This window comes from Nisaea sp., assembly GCF_965216895.1.
Lineage (GTDB): Bacteria > Pseudomonadota > Alphaproteobacteria > Thalassobaculales > Thalassobaculaceae > Nisaea.
Window position 1 is genome coordinate 2,042,105 of record NZ_OZ244205.1, and the last position, 23,205, is coordinate 2,065,309.

Annotated in this window: 24 protein-coding genes; 12 read left to right on the plus strand and 12 right to left on the minus strand. The window is 64.6% G+C overall.

The genetic code is table 11. From position 1 onward, the window contains the following. Window positions 1–68: 68 nt before the first annotated feature. Window positions 69–1,379: a sn-glycerol-3-phosphate ABC transporter substrate-binding protein UgpB gene (gene ugpB / locus ACOOE1_RS09760; protein WP_420406155.1), complete on the minus strand. Its 1,311-nt coding sequence runs from the start codon at window positions 1,377–1,379 to the stop codon at window positions 69–71. 329 nt (window positions 1,380–1,708) lie between these two features. Here ugpB and ACOOE1_RS09765 point away from each other — a divergent pair, with 329 nt between their 5' ends. Both ACOOE1_RS09765 and ACOOE1_RS09770 read left to right on the plus strand, forming a co-directional pair. Next, complete coding sequence (locus tag ACOOE1_RS09765) at window positions 1,709–2,377, plus strand: hypothetical protein (protein WP_420406156.1); 669 nt, start codon at window positions 1,709–1,711, stop codon at window positions 2,375–2,377. Between the two features lie 85 nt (window positions 2,378–2,462). Next, entirely contained in the window at window positions 2,463–3,548 is a 1,086-nt protein-coding gene (locus tag ACOOE1_RS09770; protein ID WP_420406157.1) for an FAD-dependent monooxygenase, read from the plus strand. A gap of 88 nt (window positions 3,549–3,636) precedes the next feature. Here ACOOE1_RS09770 and ACOOE1_RS09775 read toward each other — a convergent pair whose 3' ends face one another. Then, window positions 3,637–4,494 carry a phytanoyl-CoA dioxygenase family protein gene (locus tag ACOOE1_RS09775; RefSeq protein ID WP_420406158.1) on the minus strand — a complete coding sequence of 286 codons (858 nt, stop codon included), beginning with the start codon at window positions 4,492–4,494 and terminating at the stop codon, window positions 3,637–3,639. Window positions 4,495–4,543: 49 nt separating this feature from the next. Continuing rightward, window positions 4,544–4,945, minus strand: a complete 402-nt coding sequence (locus ACOOE1_RS09780; RefSeq protein WP_420406159.1) for a hypothetical protein — start codon at window positions 4,943–4,945, stop codon at window positions 4,544–4,546. 104 nt (window positions 4,946–5,049) lie between these two features. Here ACOOE1_RS09780 and ACOOE1_RS09785 point away from each other — a divergent pair, with 104 nt between their 5' ends. The 3 genes from ACOOE1_RS09785 (at window position 5,050) to ACOOE1_RS09795 (ending at window position 7,212) form a co-directional block, all read left to right on the plus strand. After that, on the plus strand, window positions 5,050–5,901 hold the full coding sequence (locus ACOOE1_RS09785) for a glutathione S-transferase family protein (protein WP_420406160.1): 852 nt from the start codon (window positions 5,050–5,052) through the stop codon (window positions 5,899–5,901). Window positions 5,902–6,033: 132 nt separating this feature from the next. After that, complete coding sequence (locus ACOOE1_RS09790; RefSeq protein WP_420406161.1) at window positions 6,034–6,870, plus strand: hypothetical protein; 837 nt, start codon at window positions 6,034–6,036, stop codon at window positions 6,868–6,870. Window positions 6,871–6,921: 51 nt separating this feature from the next. Further along, window positions 6,922–7,212: a hypothetical protein gene (locus ACOOE1_RS09795; RefSeq protein WP_420406162.1), complete on the plus strand. Its 291-nt coding sequence runs from the start codon at window positions 6,922–6,924 to the stop codon at window positions 7,210–7,212. A 14-nt stretch (window positions 7,213–7,226) separates the two neighbouring features. On the opposite strand, the gene ACOOE1_RS09800 is transcribed toward ACOOE1_RS09795, so the two are convergent. The 3 genes from ACOOE1_RS09800 to ACOOE1_RS09810 form a co-directional block, all read right to left on the minus strand. Further along, complete coding sequence (locus tag ACOOE1_RS09800; protein WP_420406163.1) at window positions 7,227–9,194, minus strand: methyl-accepting chemotaxis protein; 1,968 nt, start codon at window positions 9,192–9,194, stop codon at window positions 7,227–7,229. Window positions 9,195–9,308: 114 nt separating this feature from the next. Further along, entirely contained in the window at window positions 9,309–9,839 is a 531-nt protein-coding gene (locus ACOOE1_RS09805; protein WP_420406164.1) for a GNAT family N-acetyltransferase, read from the minus strand. A 13-nt stretch (window positions 9,840–9,852) separates the two neighbouring features. After that, window positions 9,853–10,458, minus strand: coding sequence for a carboxymuconolactone decarboxylase family protein (locus ACOOE1_RS09810; RefSeq protein WP_420406165.1), 606 nt, complete (start codon window positions 10,456–10,458; stop codon window positions 9,853–9,855). 318 nt (window positions 10,459–10,776) lie between these two features. Here ACOOE1_RS09810 and ACOOE1_RS09815 point away from each other — a divergent pair, with 318 nt between their 5' ends. From ACOOE1_RS09815 to ACOOE1_RS09840, 6 genes are all read left to right on the plus strand, one after another. Beyond that, window positions 10,777–11,823: an SDR family oxidoreductase gene (locus tag ACOOE1_RS09815; RefSeq protein WP_420406166.1), complete on the plus strand. Its 1,047-nt coding sequence runs from the start codon at window positions 10,777–10,779 to the stop codon at window positions 11,821–11,823. A gap of 28 nt (window positions 11,824–11,851) precedes the next feature. After that, window positions 11,852–12,400, plus strand: a complete 549-nt coding sequence (locus tag ACOOE1_RS09820; protein WP_420406167.1) for a nuclear transport factor 2 family protein — start codon at window positions 11,852–11,854, stop codon at window positions 12,398–12,400. 135 nt (window positions 12,401–12,535) lie between these two features. Continuing rightward, a complete protein-coding gene (locus tag ACOOE1_RS09825) occupies window positions 12,536–13,669 on the plus strand; it encodes an ABC transporter ATP-binding protein (RefSeq protein WP_420406168.1) in 1,134 nt (377 codons plus the stop codon). Between the two features lie 123 nt (window positions 13,670–13,792). Further along, window positions 13,793–15,181, plus strand: coding sequence for an extracellular solute-binding protein (locus ACOOE1_RS09830; protein ID WP_420406169.1), 1,389 nt, complete (start codon window positions 13,793–13,795; stop codon window positions 15,179–15,181). Window positions 15,182–15,252: 71 nt separating this feature from the next. After that, window positions 15,253–16,140, plus strand: a complete 888-nt coding sequence (gene ugpA, locus ACOOE1_RS09835) for a sn-glycerol-3-phosphate ABC transporter permease UgpA (RefSeq protein ID WP_420406170.1) — start codon at window positions 15,253–15,255, stop codon at window positions 16,138–16,140. Between the two features lie 4 nt (window positions 16,141–16,144). Continuing rightward, window positions 16,145–17,065 (plus strand): ABC transporter permease subunit, encoded by a 921-nt coding sequence (locus ACOOE1_RS09840; RefSeq protein ID WP_420406171.1) that lies wholly within the window; start codon window positions 16,145–16,147, stop codon window positions 17,063–17,065. Between the two features lie 4 nt (window positions 17,066–17,069). Here ACOOE1_RS09840 and ACOOE1_RS09845 read toward each other — a convergent pair whose 3' ends face one another. Genes ACOOE1_RS09845 through ACOOE1_RS09855 form a run of 3 tightly spaced genes read right to left on the minus strand, consistent with a single transcriptional unit; the run spans window position 17,070 to window position 18,734 of the window. Next, complete coding sequence (locus ACOOE1_RS09845; RefSeq protein WP_420406172.1) at window positions 17,070–17,378, minus strand: virulence factor; 309 nt, start codon at window positions 17,376–17,378, stop codon at window positions 17,070–17,072. Between the two features lie 13 nt (window positions 17,379–17,391). Continuing rightward, window positions 17,392–17,964 (minus strand): DUF1638 domain-containing protein, encoded by a 573-nt coding sequence (locus ACOOE1_RS09850; RefSeq protein WP_420406173.1) that lies wholly within the window; start codon window positions 17,962–17,964, stop codon window positions 17,392–17,394. A 56-nt stretch (window positions 17,965–18,020) separates the two neighbouring features. Next, window positions 18,021–18,734: a corrinoid protein gene (locus tag ACOOE1_RS09855; protein ID WP_420406174.1), complete on the minus strand. Its 714-nt coding sequence runs from the start codon at window positions 18,732–18,734 to the stop codon at window positions 18,021–18,023. Window positions 18,735–18,934: 200 nt separating this feature from the next. Here ACOOE1_RS09855 and ACOOE1_RS09860 point away from each other — a divergent pair, with 200 nt between their 5' ends. Continuing rightward, window positions 18,935–20,101: a hypothetical protein gene (locus tag ACOOE1_RS09860; RefSeq protein WP_420406175.1), complete on the plus strand. Its 1,167-nt coding sequence runs from the start codon at window positions 18,935–18,937 to the stop codon at window positions 20,099–20,101. Here ACOOE1_RS09860 and ACOOE1_RS09865 read toward each other — a convergent pair. The 3 genes from ACOOE1_RS09865 to glmM form a co-directional block, all read right to left on the minus strand. Continuing rightward, entirely contained in the window at window positions 20,098–20,817 is a 720-nt protein-coding gene (locus ACOOE1_RS09865) for a DNA helicase (RefSeq protein ID WP_420406176.1), read from the minus strand. The two genes, ACOOE1_RS09860 and ACOOE1_RS09865, sit on opposite strands and share 4 nt — an antisense overlap. A 172-nt stretch (window positions 20,818–20,989) precedes the next feature. Then, window positions 20,990–21,835: a bifunctional hydroxymethylpyrimidine kinase/phosphomethylpyrimidine kinase gene (gene thiD / locus ACOOE1_RS09870; protein WP_420406177.1), complete on the minus strand. Its 846-nt coding sequence runs from the start codon at window positions 21,833–21,835 to the stop codon at window positions 20,990–20,992. Next, window positions 21,822–23,186: a phosphoglucosamine mutase gene (gene glmM, locus ACOOE1_RS09875; protein WP_420406178.1), complete on the minus strand. Its 1,365-nt coding sequence runs from the start codon at window positions 23,184–23,186 to the stop codon at window positions 21,822–21,824. The genes thiD and glmM overlap by 14 nt, the downstream gene beginning before the upstream one ends. Between the last annotated feature and the right edge of the window lie 19 nt (window positions 23,187–23,205).

Consider the following 23,205-nt stretch of genomic DNA (forward strand, 5'->3'; position numbering starts at 1 on the left):
GGCGACCGTCGCCGGCCCCACCGCATTCACGGCAACCCGCCCAGCTGGCGGCGGGCTGCCAGGTTCCGTCAGTCGTTGGCCTTTTCGAACTTGCGGAGCAGCGCGTTGCCGCGCGCCGCCGCGGTATCGAGGGCTTCCTTCGCCGGCTTGGAGCCCGCCCAGATCGCTTCCATCTCCTCGTTGATGATGTCGCGGACCTGAACGAAGTTGCCGAAACGCAGACCTTTCGAGTTCGCGGTCGGCGTGTTCAGGCTGAGCTGCTGGATCGCCGTGTCGGTGCCGGGATTCTTGTCATAGAAGCCCTGCTTCCGCGACAGTTCGTAGGCCGCCGTGGTGATCGGGACGTATCCGGTTTCCTGATGCCAGCGGGCCTGCACTTCCGGGGAGGACATGAACTTGAAGAATTCGGCAACTCCCTTGTACTCGCCACTCGGCTTGCCGGCGAGGACCCAGAGGGTGGCGCCGCCGATGATCGAGTTCTGCGGGGCCTCGGCCACATCCGTGTTCAGCGGCAGCAGGGTCTGGCCGAAGTTGAACTTCGCCTGCTTCACGATGCTGCCGTAATAGGCCGAGGAGTTCATCCACATGCCGCATTCGCCGTTGGTGAACATCGGCAGGCTCTCGCCGCGCCGGCCGCCATACTGGAACAGATTCTTGGACTGGCTGTCCGCGATCTGCTGCAGCATGCCGGCGACATGGTCATTGTTGAAGGTGAACTCGGTATCGAGGCCGGTGAAACCGTTCTCCTTGGTGCCGATCGGCAGGTTGTGCCAGGCGGAGAAGTTCTCGATCATCACCCAGGATTGCCAGCCGAAGGAGAAGCCGCACTTCATTCCCGACGCGACCAGCTTCTCGGAGACGTCCATCACCTCGGCCCAGGTCTTGGGCGGCGTTGCCCCGGCCTTGTCGAGCGCGTCCTTGTTGTACCAGAGCACCGGAGTCGAGCTGTTGAACGGCAGGGACAGCAGCTTGTTGTCCGGCGTGGTGTAGTAGCTGATCACCGCCGGCAGATAGTCCGCCTGGTCGAACGCCGTTCCGGTTTCTTCCATCATCTGGTGGACCGGGTAGACCGCGCCCTTCGCGGCCATCATGGTCGCGGTTCCGACCTCGAAGACCTGGACGATATGCGGATGCTGCTTGGCCCGGAAGGCGGCGATCGCCGCCGTCATCGTCTCGGTGTAGTTGCCCTTGTAGACGGGGACCACCTTGTATTCGGATTGCGTGGCGTTGTAGCCCTCCGCGATCTCATTGACGAGCTCGCCATTGCGGCCGCCCATGGCATGCCACCACTGGATCTCCGTCGCGGCCCACGCCTCCGTGGCCATGATCAGAGAGAGCGCTCCTGCGACGCCCGCAAGCAGGGATTTTGATTTTTTCATTGTCGTTCCCCCGACATTGGTTGTTTCAACCGGTTCTTACCGCACCTCCCATTGACGCCTTGACCTGCCCATAAGCCTTCGGGCGGACAGTCAGAGGCGCTCCGTATGGATGCGTTCGGTGCAGATTAGTACTATGACAGTTTTATGACGAGCCCGGAAACGCGTTTCGTTGCCGGCGAAGCGATCACCTGCCGTTCGCGGTCGAGGACGTCGCAACGGAACAGACAAGGAGGAGCGCGGGACGCGGGTGTTCCTGTGGCGGCGAACCGGACGCCGGCGACGCGGCAGGTCAGCACACGGGCATCGTCCCGGCGGGAGGACGCACAAACATGACAGATGCCGTGATGGCCGTCTGGGGCGATGCCACGCCCGAATGCGACGCCGAGTTCAGCGAGTGGTACCACCGCGAGCATATCCCCGAACGGCTCGCCATGCCGGGCTGGCGGAACGGGCGGCGGTACCGCAAGCTCGGGCGCGGAAAACACAGGTATCTCGCGGCCTACGATGTCGAGCGGCTGGCCTGCTTTGACGATCCGGTCTATCGCCGCGCGCTCGACCATCCGTCGGACTGGACTTCCCGGATGATGAAGGAGTTCCGCAATTTCGTGCGCGCGACCAGCCGCGTCCGCTTCTCCAGCGGCGAGGTGCTGGGCTCCGTGGTCGCGACCGTGCGCTACGCGCCGGGCACGGGCGATCCGGAGGAGATCGCCCGCTGGCTCGCCGGGGCGGCACTGCACGATCTGCGCAACCGCGAGGGCATCACGAAAGTGCAGCACTGGGAGGCCGACAGAAGCCGCTCGCTCGCGCAAACCGGCGAGCAGTCGATCCGCGCAGGGAAGGACGGCGAGGCCCCCTTCACCGCGGTGATCGAGGGCACCGAACGCAGCTTCGTCGAGGCGGCGCTGAAGGAAGCCGGGATCGTCGAGGGCCTTGCCGGCCACGGCGCGACGGACGTGGAGGCCGGGCTCTACCGGATGATGTTCGCGCTGCACTTGTGACGGCCCACCGCATCCCGGATGCCCCGTGCGAAATGCCCTCATTCCGGGTACACTGCCCCGAGCCTTCACGGACCGGGAGCGCACCATGTCCGCCGAAGTTCTGATCGTCGGGGCCGGACCGGTGGGAATGACCGCCGCAATCGAGCTGCTGCGCCGCGGCGTCGATGTGCGCCTGATCGACAGGTCCGAACAGCGGACCGAACTGTCCAAGGCCGTCGGGATCAACGTCCAGACCCTAGAGTTGCTGCAGGCCTCCGGGCTGACCGACCGGCTGCTCGCGGCCGGGCTGAAGATCCGCGCGGCGCATCTGCATCTGGACGGCACGCCACTTGCCGACCTCGACCTGACCCAGGCCGACCATCGCTACAACTTCCTGCTCGCCCTGCCGCAGAGCGAGACCGAACGGCTGCTGGAGGCGCGGCTCGGCGAACTCGGCGGCCGGGTCGAACGGCTGACGGAACTGACCGGGCTCGGCCAGGACGCGAACGGGGTGCGGGTCACGCTCCGCCTCCCCGGCGGCGGCACGGAGACAATGAGGGTCCGGGCCCTGCTCGGAGCCGACGGGGGCCGCAGCACGGTGCGCGAGGCCCTCTCCATTCCCTTCCTCGGCGCCCGCTACGAGGAACAGTGGAGTCTCGCCGACATCTCGGTCGACTGGCCCTACGGCATGGACGCGGTCAACCTGTTCCTCTCGCGGGGCGGCGACGTGCTGTTCACCGTGCCGATCGGCCCGGACCGGATCCGGGCGATCTCGCAGACCGCGCATGTGCTGGAACTGCTGCCGTCCGGCAGCACTGTCACCGGGACCCACTGGGAGTCGCAGTTCCGGGTGTCGCTGCGCCAGGCCGAGCGCTACCAGGAGGGAGCCTGTTATCTCGCCGGCGACGCTGCCCATGTCCATTCACCGGCCGGCGGGCGGGGCATGAATCTCGGGATCTGGGACGCCTGCGCCTTCGCCGAACGCTACTCTGCCGGGACCCTTGCGGGCTATTCCGCCGAGCGCCACCCGATCGGCGCCCGCATTCTCGGAATTACCGACCGGATGTTCCGGATCACCGCATTGGAGCCGGGCCTCGCCCAGTCGGCGCGGAACTTCGTACTCCGCAATATCGTCCCGCTGAAGCCGGTGCAGCGCCTCATCGCACCGAACCTTCTCGGGATCGAGCGTTGAGAAAAGCGCGGCCGATTCTTCGCGCGCTTTAACCGTCATCCCGGATCGGGATGACGGTATGAGGGAAGCGCCGGACGCGGTGCCTTGCCTAGAGCAGCACCGGAAATTCCGGCCCGCTCAGCGGCTCGCCGTGCTTCAGCGTCACCTCGGGGAAGGGCGGCGAGGTGACGATCCCCTCGCGGCGGGCGAAGGTGGCGTCGTCGCCGACGAGGCGGAGCGAGAAAGCGCGGCGCTGGGCGGTCGCACTCATGTTCGCAGGGGCGCCGTGCACGGTGCGGTAATCGAAGGCGAGCGCGTCTCCGGGAGAGAGCTCCCAGGCGACGATGTCGTAGTCCTCCCGGTGCCCGTCGATGTCCGGCAGGGCCTCAAGCCCGTCATTCTCGTTCAGCGCCGTGCCGTCGAAGCGCTGCGGGCGGAAATACTTTCCCCAGAGATGGGAGCCGGCGACGAATTCGAGCGTGCGGTCGCGCGGGATCTCGTCGAGCGGAATCCAGATGCTGACGGTCTGGGTCGCGTCGAGGCAGTAATAGGGCAGGTCCTGGTGCCAGGGCGTCGGGATGCCGGTCTTCGGCGTCTTCACCAGCACATGTTCGTGGAAGAGACGGACCGATGTGCTGCCCATCAGTTCGGCGCCGATCTCGGCGGCGGGGGAGTTGAAGATGAAGTCGCGATATTCCTTCACCCGGTCCCAGTTGCAGTAATCCACGAAGAAACGCCCGCCCTCCTCGGACTGGTAGTTCCGCACGTTCGGTGCCGGATGCGCCATGTTGTAGGCGATGCCGTCGGCTAGGGTCCCGATCCAGTCTGAAAAGACCCCGCGCAGGACCGTGGCGCCCTTAGTGCGGAATTCGGCGATGGTGTCTTCCGAGAGATGCTGTGTCATGTCGGCGGCCCTGTGCTTGCGGCGGTCACGGCTGGAGGCGGGAGCCAGAAAGCTTTCCGCCATTCCAGCAGATACGGGCCCGGCCTGTCCCGAAAATAGTGGGCCGGGCGACCTAGTTCGCGGCGATGCCGGACTGCACGCTGGCCGCTTTCTCGGTGTCCGTGAAGGCCGCGTGATGGGCCATCTCACTGGCCTTCAGGCGGATCTCCAGGACCCACTCCTTTTCGGTCCGCAGGACTTTCTTGGCGCCGGCGCGCGGAATGATAACGTTGGTCTCGATGCAGAAGCGCGCGAGCGCCTCGACGACGAACTGATGCTCCAGGACAAACGTGTCGTTGCGGATATTGGGGCCGAACTTCATCTCGATGGCAACCAGGATGTTGCCGTCTGGTTGAGCCTCGATGCTGTGCACGGTACCGGGCGGCAGCAGATCCCTGCGGACACGGCGGAAAGAGTCGATGGCGCCGGTGAACTCGGCGTCGCTCAGGATGATCGTGCGGATTTCGCGTGGCATGGGACCGGCGTCAGGTTTCGGATCGTTTCTGGGTCGGCCGAACCTATGGGAAACTTCTTAAAGCACGGTAAAAAGGCGGGGTCGCAGAAAGAGGAGAGAGAGGCATGCAGATCGCCAGCGAATGGAGCCTTGGCCAGAAGCTCCCCGCCTCCGGTCTCCATCTCTTTCATTTCGGGATGTCCTCCTGCTCGCAGAAGCTCAGGATCGCGCTGCGTCTGAAGGGCGCGCCCTGGACCGGGCACAGCATCGACCTCTCCGCCCACGAGAATTACGGTCCGGATTTCCTCGCGCTCAATCCGCGCGGCATGGTGCCGGTGCTGGTGCTCGACGGCGCGGTGCATATCGAGAGCAACGACATTCTTGCCCTGCTCGACGAACGCTTTCCGGACCCCTGTCTCTTCCCCGCGGGCCGGCGGACGGAGATCGCGGCGCTGCTCGCCGAGGAGGACGCGCTGCATCACGATCTCCGGCGCCTCAGCTTCCGCTTCGTGCATGGCCGCAGCGCCACCACCAAGAGCCCGGAACTGATGCGGGCCTATCGGGACGGAAGCGCCACGGATGACAAGAAGGCGGCGGAGATCGCCTTCTACGAGCGCCTCGCGGAGACCGGGCTCGACGACGCTACCTGCCGGGCCTCGGCGGAGAAGTTCCGCGCCGCCTTCGACCGTTTCGAGATGCGGCTGGCGGGGCATCCCTTTCTCCTTGGCGAAACCCTTACCGTCATCGATATCGCCTGGTTCGTCTATGCCTATCGGCTGACCGCCGGGGGATATCCTCTGAAAGAGCTGCATCCGCGGGTGCAGGGCTGGTTCGAGGCGCGGCGCGCGATGCCGGGCTGGGAGAAGGAGGTTGCGCTGCCGCCGGTGGTCGTCGAACGGGCGACGGCGGCACGGAAGCGGGATGCGGCGGAGGGCTCGACGCTGGCCGCGCTGCTGGGGTCCACGGCTGACGGCTGATTTCCCCTGGCAACAACGGCGCAAGCCCCGTGCCGCTGGACCGCGCGGCGAAACAGAGCTTACATTTCAGGTCGGAATGCTACTGAACAAGCGCACGGCCGGGATTCCCCGCGCCTAGACCGGAGTGATGGAATGAAACGTCTTCTGGGCATTGTCTTGGGCGGCCTCGCGGTCCTCCTGATGGTCGTCGCCGGGATTCTCTTTTTCGTGCTCTCCAATCTCGACGGCATCGTCAAGGAGGTCATCGAGGGCCAGGGCTCGGAAGTCGCCGGCGTGCCGGTGACCGTCACCGGGGTCGAGATCAAGCCGTTCGACGGGCACGGCGCGATCAGCGGGCTGACGGTCGGCAACCCGGCAGGCTTCAAGAGCGACAGCGCTGTCGAGCTCGGCGGGATCAGCGTCTCGATCGACACGGCGAGCGTCACCCAGCCTGTGATCGTCATCAGGGAAATCTCCGTCGACCGCCCGAAGGTGACCTACGAACTTGCCCCCGGCGGCAACAATATCGACGTGATTTCCGCCAATGTGAAGAAAAGCGCCGGCGACGGATCCGCGGGCAAGGCGGAGCCAGGCGAGAGCGAGGCGGCGCAGCGGAAACTCGTGATCGAGGTGCTGAACATCCGCGGCGGCACGGTCCGCGTCGCGGCCTCGACCGGCATCCTCGGCGACCAGCAGATCGAGGGCAAACTGCCGGACATCACGCTGCGCGACATCGGCAAGGGCGAGGGCGGCGCGACGCCGGAGCAGGTGACCGAGAAAATCATGGCCGCGCTAACGGCAGCAGCCAGCCAGGCTGCCGGAAATCTCGGCGTCGGCAAGACACTCGAAGGGCTGAAGGCCAATCTCGGCAAACTCACCGGCGGCGCGATCCCGACCGACAGCGAGAGCACAAAGAAGGCGCTCGAGGATGCCGGCAAGAAGCTCGAGGGGACGGTCGGTGAAGGCCTGAAAAAGCTGTTTGGAAACTAGCGAGCGGAAGCGTCAGCGAAACATCCGCAGAGCCGGTGAGTAGAACCGGCGATGCTGCCCCCGACATATCCCCAAATCACTACCCTCGGTCAGGACGGATCGGCTCCGGCGCTCTCCAGCGCGCTCAATGCCTCCAGCCGCCGGCTGGCGCCACCATCGCGCGCCAGTTTCACTCAATTTCCTTTTCTCTCAACGATTGCACTTTCCGAAATCCGGGTGCGCGACATCCCGGATTTCAGCATCATGCACGGCCCGAGGCAGCTCGCGCTGCCCGGCGCCCGTCAGACCCGGACCTTCTTCGTGATGAAGGAAGCAACGGACAACGCCCCGCTGCTGTTCTGATCCGGACAGATCCGTCAACCCGCCCTGACCTCGGCGAGGAATCCGTTGACGGCGGAGATCAGTTCCCGCGCCTGACCGCCGAGCCCGTTGGCCTTTTCCTTCACACCGAGGGAAACAGTGCGGGTCTCCGAGGAAGCCGAGACCACGTCGCCGATATTGATGGTCACGTCCTGCACGCTGGCAGAGGTGGACTCGACGCTCCGGGCAATCTCGTTCGTCGCCGCTGACTGTTCTTCGGCGGCGGCGGCGATCGTGCCCGAGACCTGGTCGATATCGTTGACCGTCCCGGCCAGCGACTCGATCGACGCCACCGTGCTGCGCACCGCGTCCTGCACTTTCCGGATCTGATCGCCGATCTCGTCCGTCGCCTTGCCGGTCTGCGATGCCAGCGACTTGACCTCGTTGGCGACCACGGCAAACCCCTTGCCCGCCTCACCGGCGCGGGCCGCCTCGATGGTCGCGTTTAGGGCCAGAAGGTTGGTTTGCTCGGCAATGTCCGTGATCAGGCCGACCACTTCGCCGATCTTGTCCGCCGCGTCGGAAAGCTCACGGACCTTGCCTGAAGTCTCTTCCGCCCTTTGCGCGCCCTCGCGCGACATCCGGCTGGTATTTTGCAACTGCTCGGTGATCTCGCGGATCGAGGCGGCCAACTCCTCGGCGGCGGCGGACACAGTCTGCACGCTGCTCTCACTCTCCCGTGCCGCACTCTCGACGGTGCCCGCACACGACGAGGCATTTTCCGCGACCTGCATGAGGTTGTCGGCGGTGGTGCCGAATTCGGTGGCGGAGCCGGCGACCGCATCAACGATCCCCTTCACCTGGTCCTCGAATTTCTGCGCCAGCGCCAGCACCGTCTGACGGCGCTCCTGTTCGGCGCGGGCCTTATTCGACTCTTCCTCCTGCTTCATACGTTCGGCTTCCACAAGCCCGTCACGGCATTCGGCCATGGCGCGGGCCATCTGACCGATATCGTCGGCACGCTCCCGGTTGGCGATCTCGGCCGTGAAGTCCTTCCGGCCGAGCCGCAACAGGACCTGGATGGCGTTCTGCAACGGCTTCGAAATCAGACGGCTGATGAAGAACAGGAGGATCATCAGGATCACAGCGCTGATCGCCGCCAGAATAGCCGCGGAGAGATAGGCGTTGTTGATCGCATGATCGAATTCCGCTCGATCGACCGCGACGACGGAGGTGCCGATGACCGTTCCGGCAAAGTCCGTTACCGGCTGTGCCGCGAGCGCGAACGAATCACCGCCGATGGCGACCTCCAGGTCGAACTCCTCGCCAGCGAGTCCGGCCCGCAGGAGCTCCGGGTTGAGCTCCGTCCCCTCGGGGAAGGTCGAGGCAAGCGGTTTCAGACCTTCTTCGCGAGAGACGAAAAGCGCGGCATGGGCGCCGTGCTTCGCATGGAAGGCGTCGAAGAAACTCTGCCCGAAGGAGAGGCCGAATTCGACCGAACCAATATGACCGTCCGCATCCGAAATTGGCGCTACACCGCGCATCCCGAGACCGGCGACGCCGACCTCCAACCCGCTGGTAGCGACGTGCTCGCTGTTGACCTTCAGTACCGTGTTGCGAAATCCGGAGAGATCGTCGCCGAATTTTTCCGGCTTGTGGACACGCAGGAAGGAGGTGGCGGGCGGCAGGTGGAACTGGAACTGGCGGACGCCGTAGTCGGATTTCAGCTCTTCGAAACCGGGCACGAAAACGCGGTCCAGAGTCTCGCGATCGCCCGCCCGCATTGCCGTGATCACATCCGTCTGCAAGGCGATCAACCGGGCCATGGAAAGGGCGCGGAGGCCCTCCTGCTCGATTTCCTGGGAGAGAGTCGTCGCGTTGGCTGCCAACCGATTCTCCAGGGATGTTCTCGTCAGTTCGAGAGAATTGTAGAGACCTGAGGCCGTCGAGATCGCGATCGAGATCAGCAAGCCGGCGGCAACCAGCAGCGCCAGTTTGGTCTTGACCTGAAGTCGTTGGAACATTGCCCTAACCCAGTTTTCCAGTGTCGGTTAGCGGGAAACTAGGTCATTGGGATTAAATGATCCTTAAACACGAAATTGCACTCGAAAATCTGAACGCGACCGCTGCCGTCTTCGTCAGGGTGACCAGAGAGCCTCTCGGTTCCAGGGACCGGGGACAGTAAGGATGCCGGCGAGCGGTGTCTCCGCAGCGTCCAGATCGAATGATTGCCAGGCATCCCGCCACGCAACCGGCAGAGGATATGGCGGGACGACGTCGCTCTCCGGAGCAAAGCCGAAACGGCCGTAATATGCGGGATCGCCAAGCACGAAAACCTTCCGGATGCCTTCCGCGGCGAGTCGCGACAGTCCCTCTTTGACGAGCCTGCCGCCGATCCCCCTGTTCCGCTCAATCGACGAAACCGCCAGCGGCCCCAGCAGCGCGGCCCTCGCGGGGTTTCCGGAAATGCCGCAGGTCGTGAAGACGATGTGCCCAGCCGGTACATTGTCGGCGACCGCGACCAGCGAGAGAACGCCGGAGCGCTCCGAATGCAACGCCCGCACGAGCGGCAACAGGTCCTCCTCGGGAAAGGCGGCGGAATAGAGCGGTTCGAGCGCCGGGGCGTCTCCCGCCAGGTACTCCCGGATCTCGACCCCGTCTCCGGACATTCTCCTACACGCCTCAGGAATGCGACCAGTTATCCGGGTCCTCCGACTGGTTCGGCGAGAGGCCCAGCACATCGCCGTCCGTGGTCACGCCGAGCCCGAGAACCGTTCTGTTGGCGTAACAGAAATAACTGACAACCTGGTTCACCTCGAGGATCCGTCCGTCGTCGAGCCCGGCCGCCCGCATCGCCTCGATATCGGCCTCGGCGACCGCGGCTGGATCGGACGTCAGCTTCTCCGCGTAGCGGCACATTTCCAGCTCCGCCCCTTCGAAAGCGCGCTCCGGCTGGCCGGCCTCGAACGCGCCCCGGATCGCGTCCGCCCGCCCATCGTCCGCCAGCAGGCGGCAAAGCCCCTGGAAATGATGCTCGACGCAATAGCCGCATCGGTTGATCAGGCTGACATAGACCCCGAGCGCCTCCAGCATCCATTTCGGCACCTTGTTGCCGGTATGGTGCAGCACGTACTTGTAGAGATGCATGTGCCCTTCCATCGAATGGGGGCGCAGGCTGTGGGCCATCATGATGTTGTCGACATTGTCGTCCGGCCCCTTGACCCGGTCGTAGAGCGTCTTCAGACGTCCTGTCGCCTCGGCATACGGCACGGTCGCAATCCAGGTCATGGGCTTTTCCTTCGGTCCCGGGGCATTGTCCGCAGAGCTTCGGCGCCCATTCTGGCCGGGTCAAGCCGCGGCGACACTCACGCGCCTTGAGGTGCGCAGACAAACCACCAGCCCCGTGTCGATCGGAACGTGCATTGGGGGACCGAGATGCAAACCGTTTCGCACGCCGGCTGGCGCCGCCGGGGAACCGATTGCCCGGCCCGGTCCGCGCCGGTGAAGGGACCGGCTGAGCCGGCGCACGCCGCCCCCGAAAACGGAAAACCCCTTGCCCGGCGACCTCTCCCCGGTGTGCAGTTGGCAAAAGGGGGGAAAAGGCCGATGGCGAGAATGAACGCCCTGGTGCTCGGCGCGAGCGGGATGGTCGGCAGCGCAATCTGTCGCCGGTTGGTCTCGGGCGGCCACGAGGTGACCGGCGTCAGCCGCAGGCCGCTCCGCACGGACCTGCCGGTCCGGCATATTTTGATCGACATGCTCGATCCGGCGGACTGCCGTGCGAAGGCGACTGAACTGTCCGGGATTACCCACGTCTTCTATGCCGGACGCGCGCCCCATGGAGAGGGCGGGAACGAGTCGGTGGAAGACAATCTCGCCATGCTCGTCAATGCCGTGGAGGCGATCTCCGCCGCCGCGCCCGGCCTCAAGCATGTCAATCTGGTGCACGGAACCAAGTATTACGGAAATCATCTCGGCGCCTACAAGACGCCGGCCGAGGAGGACGATCCGCGGGCACCGGTCCCGAACTTCTATTTCGACCAGCAGGACTGGATCTCCGCCCTCGACGTGCCCTGGAGCTGGAGCGCGGTCCGGCCGCCGCTGGTCTTCGGCTTCACGCCCGGCAAGGCACGCAATCTCGTCTCCGTGCTCGCCGCCTATGCCGCGGTCATGAAGGAACTCGGCCGTCCCTTCAGCTTCCCCGGCACCGAGACGGCCTTCGACTGCCTTGCCGAGTGCGTGCATACCGACCATCTCGCCCGTGCCATCGTCTGGATGGCGGACGCGCCGGAAGCCGCAAACCAGGCGTTCAATATCACCAATGGAGACATCTTCCGCTGGCGCCATATGTGGCAGCGTTTCGCCGCCTATTTCGGGATGGAGTCCGGCCCGCCGCTCGGCATTTCACTTGCCGAGACCATGGCTGAGCACGAACCGATCTGGAACCGCATTGTCGAGATGCACGGTCTCGCTCCGACGCCTTACAGCGACATCGCGCTCTGGCCCTATGCGGACTATGTCTTCGCGCCGACCTGGGACATCGTCTCGGACACGACAAGAGCCCGCCGCGCAGGTTTCCACGAGGTGATCAAGTCCGCGGACATGTTCACCGACCTGTTCGACGAGTATCGCGCGGCACGGCTGATCCCGTGATCCACAGACACGGCAACAGGAGGCAGACGTGACCGACGCCGATCTCGCCCGCTATGCGGATACCGAGGCGATCAAGCACCTGAAGGCGCAGTACTGCCGCTTCATCGATACCAAGCAGTGGGACAGGCTCGCCGGCCTCTTCGCCGAAGGGACGAGGTTCGAAGGCTTCGGCTCCGCCCCGACCGGATCCGACGAGACGGTCTTCGTCGACGGCATCTCGACGCGGATGAAGGATGCCGTTTCGGTACATCACGGGCACACGCCCGAAATCGTCTTCCTCGGTCCCGATCGGGCCCGCGGCATCTGGGCTATGATGGACCTCGTCGAGCTTGGGCCGGGGGTTCCCCTGAAGGAGTTTCCGGGCGGACGCGGCTATTGCGGCTACGGCCACTACGAAGAGGAATATGTTCGTACCGGCGGTGGCTGGAAGTTCAGCTTCCTGCGCCTGACGCGTCTGCGCCTCGACCCGCTGGCCCCGGATCATCCGCCGATCCGGCACAACTTGCTGGCCCATTCGCCCGACTGGCTGGACGGATGTTTGGCCGGTCTCATGCTCTTGATTTTAGAGATCTACTGAACGCAACCACTTGAGCATAAGCGCAAATCAGAACTGAAATCTTAAGTTCACCAAACCGATACAGCCGAGTCGCGGTTCCGGCCTGATGCGCTGGATAGGATCTGCTCCTGACATGTTTTCTGTTGGGGACGGTGCATGGCGACGATCGAACTGAGAGCGGTGCGGAAATCCTACGGCGAGACCCAGGTCGTGCACGGGCTGGACGCGACCTTCGAACCGGGCGAATTTGTCGTCATCGTCGGCCCGTCCGGCTGCGGCAAGTCCACCCTGCTGCGGATGATTGCGGGCCTCGAGGCGATCACCGGCGGAGAGATCGCGATCGGCGATACGGTCGTCAACGACCTCGCGCCGAAGGAGCGCGACGTCGCCATGGTGTTCCAGAACTACGCGCTCTACCCGCATATGTCGGTATTCGACAACATGGCCTATTCGCTGAAACTGGCGAAGGTGCCGAAACCGGAAATCCGTGAGCGGGTCGACAATACCGCGGGCATCCTCGGTCTCGGCGAGCTGCTGCACCGGCGCCCGAACCAGCTCTCCGGCGGCCAGCGCCAGCGCGTCGCCATGGGCCGCGCCATCGTGCGCGAACCGAAGGTCTTCCTGTTCGACGAGCCGCTTTCCAACCTCGACGCCACGCTCCGGGTACAGATGCGGGTCGAGATCAAGCAGCTTCACCGCGAACTCGGCGCCACCAGCGTCTTCGTCACCCACGACCAGGTCGAGGCCATGACCATGGCCGACCGGCTCGTGGTGATGAATGCCGGCCTGGTGGAACAGGTCGGCCGCCCGGTCGATGTCTATAACCGGCCGGCGACGCGCTTCGTCGCCAGCTTCATCGGCTCGCCGGCGATGAACTTCGTCAAAGGACGGCTGGAAAAGCACACCGAAGGATATGCGGTCCGCCTCAAGGACGGCACCCGGATCGAAACAGGCGCCGTCGCGGGAGAGCGGGATGGAGAAAAGGTCAGCCTCGGCCTCCGTCCCGAACATCTTCGTCCCGTCACGGATGGGACCGCCGGCCGCCTGTCGGGCCGCATTGCCCTGATCGAGGAACTGGGCGCCAGCCGGCTTGTCCATCTCGAAACGCCGAACGGGCGCATGGTGAGCAACGTCGCGGTGGAAGAGTCGGGCGACTGGCGGATCGGCGACGAAATCGGCCTCGTGGTGGCACCAAAGCACACGCACCTGTTCGACCGGGAGACCGGACGGCGCCTCGACCGTCCCGGCCCCGACGGCCCGGAGACGCTGAAGGACGAGGTCGCGGCCTAGAGTCCCGCAACCGCAACAATAACGACTCAGCACCTTCAAGCTTCTTCCAAATGATCCTCACGGGTCTCTGCGACACTTAACCTGGGGCAGTCTGTGCGCCCCGGATTTCAGGGAGATTTAATCATGAAGCAGAACAAGTTCTGGCTTGCCGGCATGCTCGCCGCGGCCGTTACGTTCGGTGCGGCGGATGCCTCGGCCGAACGCATCAAGATCAACTGGTGGCACGCGATGAGCGGTGGCCTCGGTGAAGGTGTGGACGAGATCGTCAAACGCTTCAACGAGAGTCAGGACAAGTATGAGGTGGTGGCGACCTGGAAGGGCCGCTACCGGCACCTGCTGACCCAGACGATCGCTGCGATCCGCGCAGGCGAACAGCCGCATTTCTTCCAGAACAACGAGACCGGCGTCATCACCCTGATGCTCTCCGGCGCCATCGTTCCGGCCGAGGACCTGCTCGCCGAGCACGGCGTGACCGTCAACAAGAGCGACTATCTCTCGCCGGTCACGCTCACCTATACCGACCCGAACGGCAAACTGCTCGGCATGCCGTTCAACAGCTCGACGCCGATCCTCTACGTGAACAAGGATATGCATGCGGCGGCCGGCCTGACCGAGATGCCGAAGACCTACCAGGAGATGGAAGAACAGATCCGCGCGGTCCAGGCTTCCGGCATCGAGGTGCCGCGCGGCGGCAAGCCCTGCGGCTATGCGTTCTATGCCGGCATGTGGGGCGATCTCGAGAACCCTATGGCGCAGCAGAAACAGTTCTACGCGACCAAGAACAACGGCGTCGACGGGCTCGGCGCGCGGCTCGTCTATGACGATCCGAACGGCTGGGCGATCAAGCACATGAAGCGGATCAAGCGCTGGCTCGACGAGGGCCTCGCCGAATTCGGCGCCGAGTCGCAGACCGACTGGAGCAGCGGGGGTCTGAAGAACTTCCAGGCGGGCAACTGCCTGTTCCACATCCGCTCCACCGCGAGCCACGCGACGATGGAAGGCAACCAGTTCAACTGGACCGCCGCCCATCTGCCCTACGAGGCCGGCACCACCCCCGTGAACACCACCATCGGCGGCGCCGCGCTCTACGTGCTGAAGGGCTTCTCCGAGGAGGAATATGCCGGCGTGGTCGAGTTCTTCAAATCGCTCACCTCGGTCGAGATCCAGAAATACTGGCACAAGAAGACCGGCTATGTGCCGATCACCAAGCAAGCCTATAACGAACTCAAGGCCGAGGGATATTACGAGGAGCACCCGACCAAGGAACTGGCGGTGATCCAGCTCCTACGCGGCGGCGACAATCCGCACCCGGCGGCCCGCGTCCCCCGGCTTGGCAATTTCGAGAATGTCCGCATCGCGCTCGAGGGCGAGCTCCGCAAGGTCTGGGCGAACGAACAGACCGTGGAGCAGGCCTTTGCCAACGCCGTGCGCCGCGGCGACGAGATCCTCCGCCGGTTCGAGAAGCAGAATTCCCGGGCCGCCGAAGATCTCTACCCGATGCTGGTCGAATAGGGACCGACATCGAGCTCCGGGACGGCATGGCGCCGTCCCGGCTTTCCTCACGCAGTTTCCGGACGGTTGGCATGCGACGGGTCACCTTCGAGGGGCGCTGGCTGCCCTATCTGCTGCTCTTCCCGCAGCTCCTGATCCTCATCTGGTTCTTTTTCTGGCCGGCGGCGCAGGCGCTCTACCAGGCCTTCACCCTCGCCTCGCCGTTCGGCGGATACTCGGAATGGGTCTGGTTCGAGAATTTCTCCGACATGCTGAGCCAGCCGGAATATCACAAGGCGATCTGGGTCACCCTGGTCTTCAGTGCTTTCACGACCGCCCTCTCGCTCGGCCTCGGCCTGCTCTTCGCGCTCTTCGCCGATCGGGTTCTGCGGGCGACCGACGCCTACCGGATCCTGTTGATCTGGCCCTACGCGGTCGCCCCTGCCATCGCTGGCGCGCTCTGGACTTTCACCCTCGATCCCCATTCCGGCGTCGTCGCCTTCGCCATGAAGCAGGTCTTCGACTGGGGCTGGAACCCGGAACTGTCCAGCTTCGACGCCATGGCGCTGGTGGTCTTTGCCGCCGCCTGGAAGCAGGTCGCCTACAATTTCGTATTCTTCCTCGCCGGATTGCAGTCGATCCCGCGCTCGGTGATCGAGTCGGCGGCAATGGACGGAGCCGGACCGCTGCGCAGGATCCGGGACATCATCCTGCCGCTGCTCTCGCCGACCACCTTCTTCCTCATCGTGCTGAACGTGGTCTACGCCTTTTTCGACACTTTCGGGATCATCCACGTGACCACCGAGGGCGGGCCCGGCGATGCCACGACGATCCTTGTCTACAAGGTCTTCCGCGACGGCTTCATCGGGCTGGATCTCAGCGCCTCGGCGGCACAGTCGATCATCCTGATGGTGGTCGTCATTGCCCTCACCGTCTTCCAGTTCCGCTTCCTCGAGCGGCGCGTCCATTATTCCGGATGATGCCATGACCGAACGCACGCCGATCCTCGACATCCTGACCCACGTCTTCCTGATCCTCGGAATCCTGGTCACCGGCTTTCCGATCTATGTCGCGCTGGTCGCCGCCACCCTTACGCCGCAGCAGGTCAACGGCCTGCCGATGCCGATGTTCTTCGGCGATCAGCTGCTCGTGAACCTGCAGGAGACCTGGAGCCGGGCCGATCTCGGCCTGCAGCTCTTCAATTCGGCTGTCCAGGCCGTCGGGATCACCATCGGTAAGGTGGCGATCTCCATCCTCTCAGCCTTCGCCATCGTCTATTTCGACTTCCGCTTCAAGATGACGGCCTTCTGGATCATCTTCATGTCGCTGATGCTGCCGATCGAGGTCCGCATCGTGCCGACCTACGAGGTCGCGGCGAACGCGCTGACGCCTTTCCTCTGGATCGGCGAGATGCTCGGGCTCGACAAGCTCGCCTCCTGGCTCGCGGGCGAGCGTGTCAGTTTCGATGTGAAGGTCAGCCTGCTGAACTCCTATGCCGGGCTCATCTTCCCGCTGATCGCCTCGGCCACCGCGACCTTCCTGTTCCGCCAGTTTTTCCTCACCGTGCCGAACGAGATGTGCGAGGCGGCGAAGATCGACGGTGCCGGGCCGATGCGCTTCCTCGCGGACATCCTGCTGCCGCTGTCGCGCACCAACATCGCCGCGCTCTGCGTCATCCTCTTCATCTATGGCTGGAACCAGTATCTCTGGCCGCTGCTGGTGACGACCGGCCCGGCCTATTCGACGGTCGTGATCGGCATCGCCAAGCTCATGCCCTCGCCGGAAGCGGTGCCGGAATGGAATCTCGCCATGACGGCTTCGCTGATCGCCATGGCTCCGCCGGTGCTGGTCGTGGTGTTCCTGCAGCGGCTCTTCGTGCGCGGACTGGTCGAAAGCGAGAAATAGCGGCTCAGGCGTTGCCGCCGTTGGCAATCAGCATCTTGAGCCGCGCGCCGTCATATTCAGCCTCCAGCGCCTCGGCGGCAGCCTGCGCCTCTGCCTCGAGATCGGCGCCGCATTCGGCCGGGTCGGAGCGGCGCCAGCCTTCGAGATAGGCGTCCTCGTCCTCGGAGCCGTCGCGCATCGCCGCCATGTCGATGGCGTGGATGAACCGGACCGGCAACTCGACCTTGGCCTGCTTCCGGCGCCGGCCGCGGCCTTCCTCGGCGATCACCTGGGCCGGGATGTCCCGCCAGTAGACGGTGATGAGATGCGCCATCCGTCCGCTCCGTTCAGTGCCCCTGCCGGGCGGTTTCGATGAAGGTCTGCAATTCGCCGTAGCCGCAATAACGGTACTCGAAGGCGAGGCCGAGGCGTTCCGCCGCCTGCTCCGCCTTCGATCTCAAGCGCGCGTCTTCCGTCTGCGCGATATAGACCAGCGCCGTGTAGTTCCCGAAATACATCTCCCGGAGCTCGGGGAAGCGGTCGAGGCCAAGACCTTTCACGATCACCCGGTCGAAATGCCGGACCAGATAATCCGTCAGAAAAAACCGGGCCGGATCGGCGTCGGTCATTTCGGTGAAGGCGTCCGTCCCCATGAAGAACTGGTAGCAGTGCGGCCCGGCGATCCGCTCGACACCGAATTCCTCGATGACCGCGTCCACTTCGCCGCCGGTGCCGCAATCGCCATAGGCGACGAATACGGTCTCGTAACCGGAGGCGGCCTTCAGCTTGCGCCGGAGGCCGGGGGCGATCTTCTCCGGGTGATTGTGCCAGATGGCGGGCAGGCAGGTGATCTCAAGTGCCTCCCACCCGGTCGCCTGCTTCAGGGCGACGAGTTCGCGCCCGAGGGCGCCGCAGGCCACGACGAGGGCTCGCGGGCGTTCCGGTTCTGGTGCCCGGCCGGCCATCGCCGCCCCGCTCAGCTGACGCCCATGGCGGCCGAGTTGGAGCGCTCGCGCTCGGCGATCAGGTTCTTCGCGGTCTCCACGGCGACGGCGGCGTCGCGGCAATAGGCGTCGGCGCCCACGCTCTCGGCGAAGGCCTCGTTCAGCGGCGCTCCGCCGACAAGCACAATGTAGTCGTCGCGGATGCCCTTCTCCTTCATCGTTTCGATGACGACCTTCATGTAGGGCATTGTCGTGGTCAGCAGGGCCGACATGCCGAGGATGTCTGGCTTGTGCTCCTCGATCGCAGCGAGATAGTTCTCGACCGGGTTGTTGATCCCGATATCGATCACCTCGAAGCCGGCGCCTTCCATCATCATGGAGACAAGGTTCTTGCCGATATCGTGGATATCGCCTTTTACCGTGCCGATCACCATCTTGCCGACCCGAGGCGCACCGGTCTCGGCGAGCAGCGGGCGCAGGATCGTCATCCCGGCCTTCATGGAATTGGCCGCCATCAGCACTTCGGGGACAAAAAGGATGCCGTCGCGGAAATCGATCCCGACGATGCGCATGCCTTCGACCAGCGCCTCGGTCAGGACCTTGTAGGGCGTCCAGCCGCGCTCGAGCAGGATGTTGACGCCCTCCTCGACCTCGTCCTTCAGGCCGTCATACAGATCGTCGTGCATCTGCTGCACGAGTTCTTCATCGTCCAGTTCCGACAGAACGATATCGTCTTCTTCGGCCATATCGCCTCCATGCGAAAAAACGCCCGAGATCTGATCATTGTCACAAGAATTACGTCGCGCGCGCCGTCCCTCCATGCTCGCGTGCGACACCAAGTGTCGGTGGCGCGACGGCACATAGACAATCGAAGGCTGGCCAATTTCTCCTTCGGGTCGTATTTTCCACTAAAATTCTAGGAAAAATTACACGATTGGAGAGTGCCATGCTGCTCGTCACAGCCGTCGACGGCCCTTCAACCGCAGTGGCCGGTTCCGTCGCCCGCTACACGGCAACGGCCTTCAACCGCCCGAATCCGTCCGAAGGCGATCTTGCCCGGATCAACTGGGAGGTCCGCTGCGACGGCGTCCGCGTGACCCGCGCGATGCATGGAGGACCGCAGTTCGAGTTTGCGATCTCTCCGGAATATGCCGGACGCACCCTACTCGTCATGCCGTTCGCCAACAGCCCGACGGAGAGGGTTTCCGTGACCACCCTGATCGCCGGGCAGCAGCAGCCCATCGACGGCCCCGCAGAGGTCGCGCTGCGGATCGACGGGCAGCGCTATTTCGCGCAAGTGAACGACGGCGCCGAGTTCTTCGTGGGCTCCGACGTTTCCTATCAGCAGCGCCGCGGACTGATGAACACGACGCCCGGTACCGATGTCTATGCGCCGCAGAACTATCGCGAGCAATTCGGCTTCTGGGCCGACGTGATCACACCGACCGCGATGGCGGAAAGCCGAGGCAGCTTCCATTGTCTCAACACCTATGACCGGGCCGCCTTCACCTTCGGCTTCTACCAGGAGGCGGCGCACGAGCCGGACGAGAATTTCGTGCTGTTGCTGCGTCGGCTCCTGCTGCTGCCGGAGGCCGCGTTCTATTTCCCCGATCTGACCCTCTCGGGGGGACACGTCGCGCAGTCGACGCCGGATGGCACGGTCCAGCTCGAGGACCGCAGCAGCAGCGCGGCTCTGATGACCTACCTCAATCCCGACGCGGACAGGGTCGGCCGTCACGAGGCCGAGATCGCAGCGAAATTCGTTCACTGGGCGGAGAACAACGAGCACAACAGGGCCACACAGGTGGCGTTCGCGATCGAACAGCAGCGGCAGAAGTTTGCCGACTATGCCCGGCGCTACGATCTCGACGGGACGGAGGACAGCGTCTGTATCGTCGTCGCGGATATCCGTCATCAGGGCCGGGCAAGGAGCAGCGTCATCGAACAGGCCCTCGCCGCAGCCGATCCGCTGAATGCCCTTCTGGAGATCGGTGCCGACAGCTACCCAGAGCGGATCCAGACCTTGCGCAGCGAGATCGAAAGGATGACCGAGGACGGGATCCTCGGTCATCACAGCTACAGCCTGACCAACCGGGACTTCGTGCTCGACTAGGCGACTCTCACGGGATCCATGCGGGCTTCGCCCTCGTGCAGGAAGCAGGCCTTGGTGAAGAGCGTCAGGTCGACCGGATTCGGCAGCCTGACATCCGCAAGGCCGGGCAGGCCGCCGCCGCGCCTCTCGAACGCACGGTCGATCTGGGAGATCAGCACCAGGATCTGCCCGGAGGATGCGGCGAAACGCCCAAGGTCGCGGACCTGGGCCCCGAGTTCGGGATGCGCGCGCCGCTGGTCGAGAAGCTGCAGATAGTCGATCATGGACAGAGTGCCGCGTGGCGCTCCCGTCAGCCGCGCGATGACATGCGCGGCGCAGATGTCGTCGGAAGTATCAAGCGCGAAGCTGTCCGCCGCAGTCGCGCCCGCCCCCAGCGATGCGAGGCTGCGGGCCACATCTTCCTCATGATAGTCGAGGGTGAAGAAGGTGCCGCTCCTGCCGGCCTTCGCGGCCTCCAGGAGCAATCCAAGCCCGAGCAGCGTCTTGCCGTGACCCGGCCGCGCACCGAGCAGGAGCAGGTCCCCCGGCTCGAGTTGCGTGTAAATCCGCGCAGCCGGCCGGTGATCACGCCCGACACGGGCCGCAAGCTGGCTCCAGCAGCGGAAGCCTTCGGCGGCGGCGATGCGATCGAGTGCCTTGTTGAGAGGAATGCCATTCTCGCGCGAGAGCAGGCGGGCCTGGCGTTTCAGCCGGAAAAGCGGGGCCGAGAGTTTCATTGCGGAACCTCCTGATGCGGGCGTCGTCGCAATCCCTCCTCATGCGCATGCCCGGTCAGTGGGTCCGGTGAGATACTAGCCCAGCATGTCGAATGCTTTCCCGTCGGAGGGGGGAGGCTCGGACCGTGCCTGCGGAGCGCAGTTTAGGCGCGGCCCGATCGCGGCTCAAGGATCAGATGTCCACCTTCAACGTATGCGCATGGTTCAGCGGTCCGTGGCCGTGGCCATAGCCCGGCGCGCTCAGAATCGCCTTGCGCACATAGTCTCGCGCCCGCGCGACCGCGTCCTCTACGCCGAGCCCCTGAGCCAGCCCGGCGGCGATGGCGGAAGCCGTCGTGCAGCCGGTGCCGTGGGTATGCGCGGTGTCGATTCTCTGGCCGCGGAACTCGACCGGCTCACCCTCCTGCGAGATCAGGATGTCGACCAGCTCGCTGCCCTCCATGTGTCCGCCCTTCATCAGGACGTGTTTCGGGCCGAGCGAGAGCAGAGCTTCCCCGGCGCGCAGCATGTCGTCGCGACTCTTGATCTCGCGCGCAGTCAGCAGAGCCGCTTCCGGGATGTTCGGCGTCAGGATGGTCGCGCATGCCACCATCTTTCGCTTCATCGCCTCCAGCGCTTGGGATTCGAGCAGCGGATGACCACCTTTCGCAACCATCACCGGGTCGACCACCAGCGGCACGTCCGGCGCGAAATCGTCAAGTGCCTTGCGCACGGTCTCGATCACCGGGATCGAATGCAGCATGCCGGTCTTGATGCAGTCCGCCCCGAGATCGTTCAGCACGACTTCCATCTGCTTCGATATGAATTCCTCGTGCACCTCGTGGACGTCATGGACGCCTTCGGTGTTCTGCGCGGTCAGCGCGGTGATCGCCGTCATGGCGAAGCCGCCGAGCCCGGTCACCGCCTTGATGTCCGCCTGGACACCGGCACCGCCGCCGGAGTCTGACCCGGCGCAGATCAACACCCGTCCGCGCATACGGTGCAGATCGCTCATTACGTCTGCGTCACCCTGCGGCATGTTCGATCTCCCGTGCGATATCGTTCACCACGGCCTCGACGAGCTTCCTGTCCTCGCCCTCGGCCATGACCCGGATCAGCGGCTCCGTCCCGGATTTCCGGATCAGCACCCGACCGCTGTCCGCCAGGCGGGCCTCTCCCGCGGCGATCGCCGCCTTCACCGCGTCGGCGCCGAGCGGCGGCTCGCCCGAATAGCGCACGTTCTTCAGCAATTGCGGCAGGGGTGTGAAGATCGAGGCGACCTCGCTCATCGGCCGGCCCGAGGCGATCAGCACGGCGAGCACCTGAAGCGCCGCGATCAGCCCGTCGCCGGTCGTCGCGTGATCGCTCATGATCATGTGGCCGGACTGCTCGCCGCCGAGATTGAAACCCTCGGCCCGCATCTGCTCCAGCACGTAGCGGTCGCCGACCTTGGTCCTGTGCATGCCGATGCCGAGACCGGCGAGATATTTCTCCAGACCGAGATTGCTCATCACCGTGGTGACCAGCGCGCCTCCCCTGAGCAGCCCCGCCTCGGACCAGGAGGTCGCGATCAGGCCCATGATCTGGTCGCCGTCGATGATCCGGCCCCGCTCGTCGGCCATGATCAGCCGGTCGGCGTCGCCATCCAGCGCAATGCCAAGATGCGCTCCGTGCTCGACCACGGCGTTGCACATCGCCTGCGGCGCGGTCGCACCGCAGCCGGCGTTGATGTTGGTGCCATTCGGTTGCACGCCGATCTCGACCACTTCGGCGCCGAGTTCGAACAGCACCCGCGGCGCGACCCGGTAGGCCGCCCCGTTGGCGCAATCGACCACGAGCTTCAGGCCGTCGAGGCGCAATCCCTTGGGGAAGGTGTTCTTGGCGATCTCGATATAGCGGCCCTGTGCATCGTCAAGCCGGCGGGCACGCCCGAGCCGGTCTGCCGGCGCCCGGTCACCGGCACCGAGCCGGTCTATGCGCTCCTCGATCTCCTGCTCGACCGCGTCGGAGAGCTTGAAACCATCCGGGCCGAAGAGCTTGATGCCATTGTCCTGGTAAGGGTTATGCGAGGCCGACAGCATGACGCCGAGATCAGCGCGGAGAGACCGGGTCAGGCTCGCCACGGCGGGAGTCGGCAGCGGGCCAAGCAGCACCACGTCCATCCCGATCGAGGTGAAGCCGGCCACCATCGCCGGCTCCAGCATATAGCCGGAGAGCCGCGTGTCCTTGCCGATCACGGCGAGCGGACGATGCCCGGTTTTCGGCGCCCCGTTGCTATGCACGAAATGACGTCCTGCCGCCATCGCCACGCGAAGCGCCGTTTCGGCGGTCATCGGCTCGCTGTTGGCCGTTCCCCTGATGCCGTCTGTTCCGAATAGGTCTCTGGTCATGAAATGCCGAAATTATGTA

Coding starts and splice junctions, on each gene's coding strand:
- ugpB (WP_420406155.1), bottom strand. CDS start 1,379: ATGAAAAAATCAAAATCCCTGCTTGCGGGCGTCGCAGGAGCGCTCTCT.
- ACOOE1_RS09765 (WP_420406156.1), top strand. CDS start 1,709: ATGACAGATGCCGTGATGGCCGTCTGGGGCGATGCCACGCCCGAATGC.
- ACOOE1_RS09770 (WP_420406157.1), top strand. CDS start 2,463: ATGTCCGCCGAAGTTCTGATCGTCGGGGCCGGACCGGTGGGAATGACC.
- ACOOE1_RS09775 (WP_420406158.1), bottom strand. CDS start 4,494: ATGGCGGAAAGCTTTCTGGCTCCCGCCTCCAGCCGTGACCGCCGCAAG.
- ACOOE1_RS09780 (WP_420406159.1), bottom strand. CDS start 4,945: ATGCCACGCGAAATCCGCACGATCATCCTGAGCGACGCCGAGTTCACC.
- ACOOE1_RS09785 (WP_420406160.1), top strand. CDS start 5,050: ATGCAGATCGCCAGCGAATGGAGCCTTGGCCAGAAGCTCCCCGCCTCC.
- ACOOE1_RS09790 (WP_420406161.1), top strand. CDS start 6,034: ATGAAACGTCTTCTGGGCATTGTCTTGGGCGGCCTCGCGGTCCTCCTG.
- ACOOE1_RS09795 (WP_420406162.1), top strand. CDS start 6,922: ATGCTGCCCCCGACATATCCCCAAATCACTACCCTCGGTCAGGACGGA.
- ACOOE1_RS09800 (WP_420406163.1), bottom strand. CDS start 9,194: ATGTTCCAACGACTTCAGGTCAAGACCAAACTGGCGCTGCTGGTTGCC.
- ACOOE1_RS09805 (WP_420406164.1), bottom strand. CDS start 9,839: ATGTCCGGAGACGGGGTCGAGATCCGGGAGTACCTGGCGGGAGACGCC.
- ACOOE1_RS09810 (WP_420406165.1), bottom strand. CDS start 10,458: ATGACCTGGATTGCGACCGTGCCGTATGCCGAGGCGACAGGACGTCTG.
- ACOOE1_RS09815 (WP_420406166.1), top strand. CDS start 10,777: ATGGCGAGAATGAACGCCCTGGTGCTCGGCGCGAGCGGGATGGTCGGC.
- ACOOE1_RS09825 (WP_420406168.1), top strand. CDS start 12,536: ATGGCGACGATCGAACTGAGAGCGGTGCGGAAATCCTACGGCGAGACC.
- ACOOE1_RS09830 (WP_420406169.1), top strand. CDS start 13,793: ATGAAGCAGAACAAGTTCTGGCTTGCCGGCATGCTCGCCGCGGCCGTT.
- ugpA (WP_420406170.1), top strand. CDS start 15,253: ATGCGACGGGTCACCTTCGAGGGGCGCTGGCTGCCCTATCTGCTGCTC.
- ACOOE1_RS09840 (WP_420406171.1), top strand. CDS start 16,145: ATGACCGAACGCACGCCGATCCTCGACATCCTGACCCACGTCTTCCTG.
- ACOOE1_RS09845 (WP_420406172.1), bottom strand. CDS start 17,378: ATGGCGCATCTCATCACCGTCTACTGGCGGGACATCCCGGCCCAGGTG.
- ACOOE1_RS09855 (WP_420406174.1), bottom strand. CDS start 18,734: ATGGCCGAAGAAGACGATATCGTTCTGTCGGAACTGGACGATGAAGAA.
- ACOOE1_RS09860 (WP_420406175.1), top strand. CDS start 18,935: ATGCTGCTCGTCACAGCCGTCGACGGCCCTTCAACCGCAGTGGCCGGT.
- ACOOE1_RS09865 (WP_420406176.1), bottom strand. CDS start 20,817: ATGAAACTCTCGGCCCCGCTTTTCCGGCTGAAACGCCAGGCCCGCCTG.
- thiD (WP_420406177.1), bottom strand. CDS start 21,835: ATGCCGCAGGGTGACGCAGACGTAATGAGCGATCTGCACCGTATGCGC.
- glmM (WP_420406178.1), bottom strand. CDS start 23,186: ATGACCAGAGACCTATTCGGAACAGACGGCATCAGGGGAACGGCCAAC.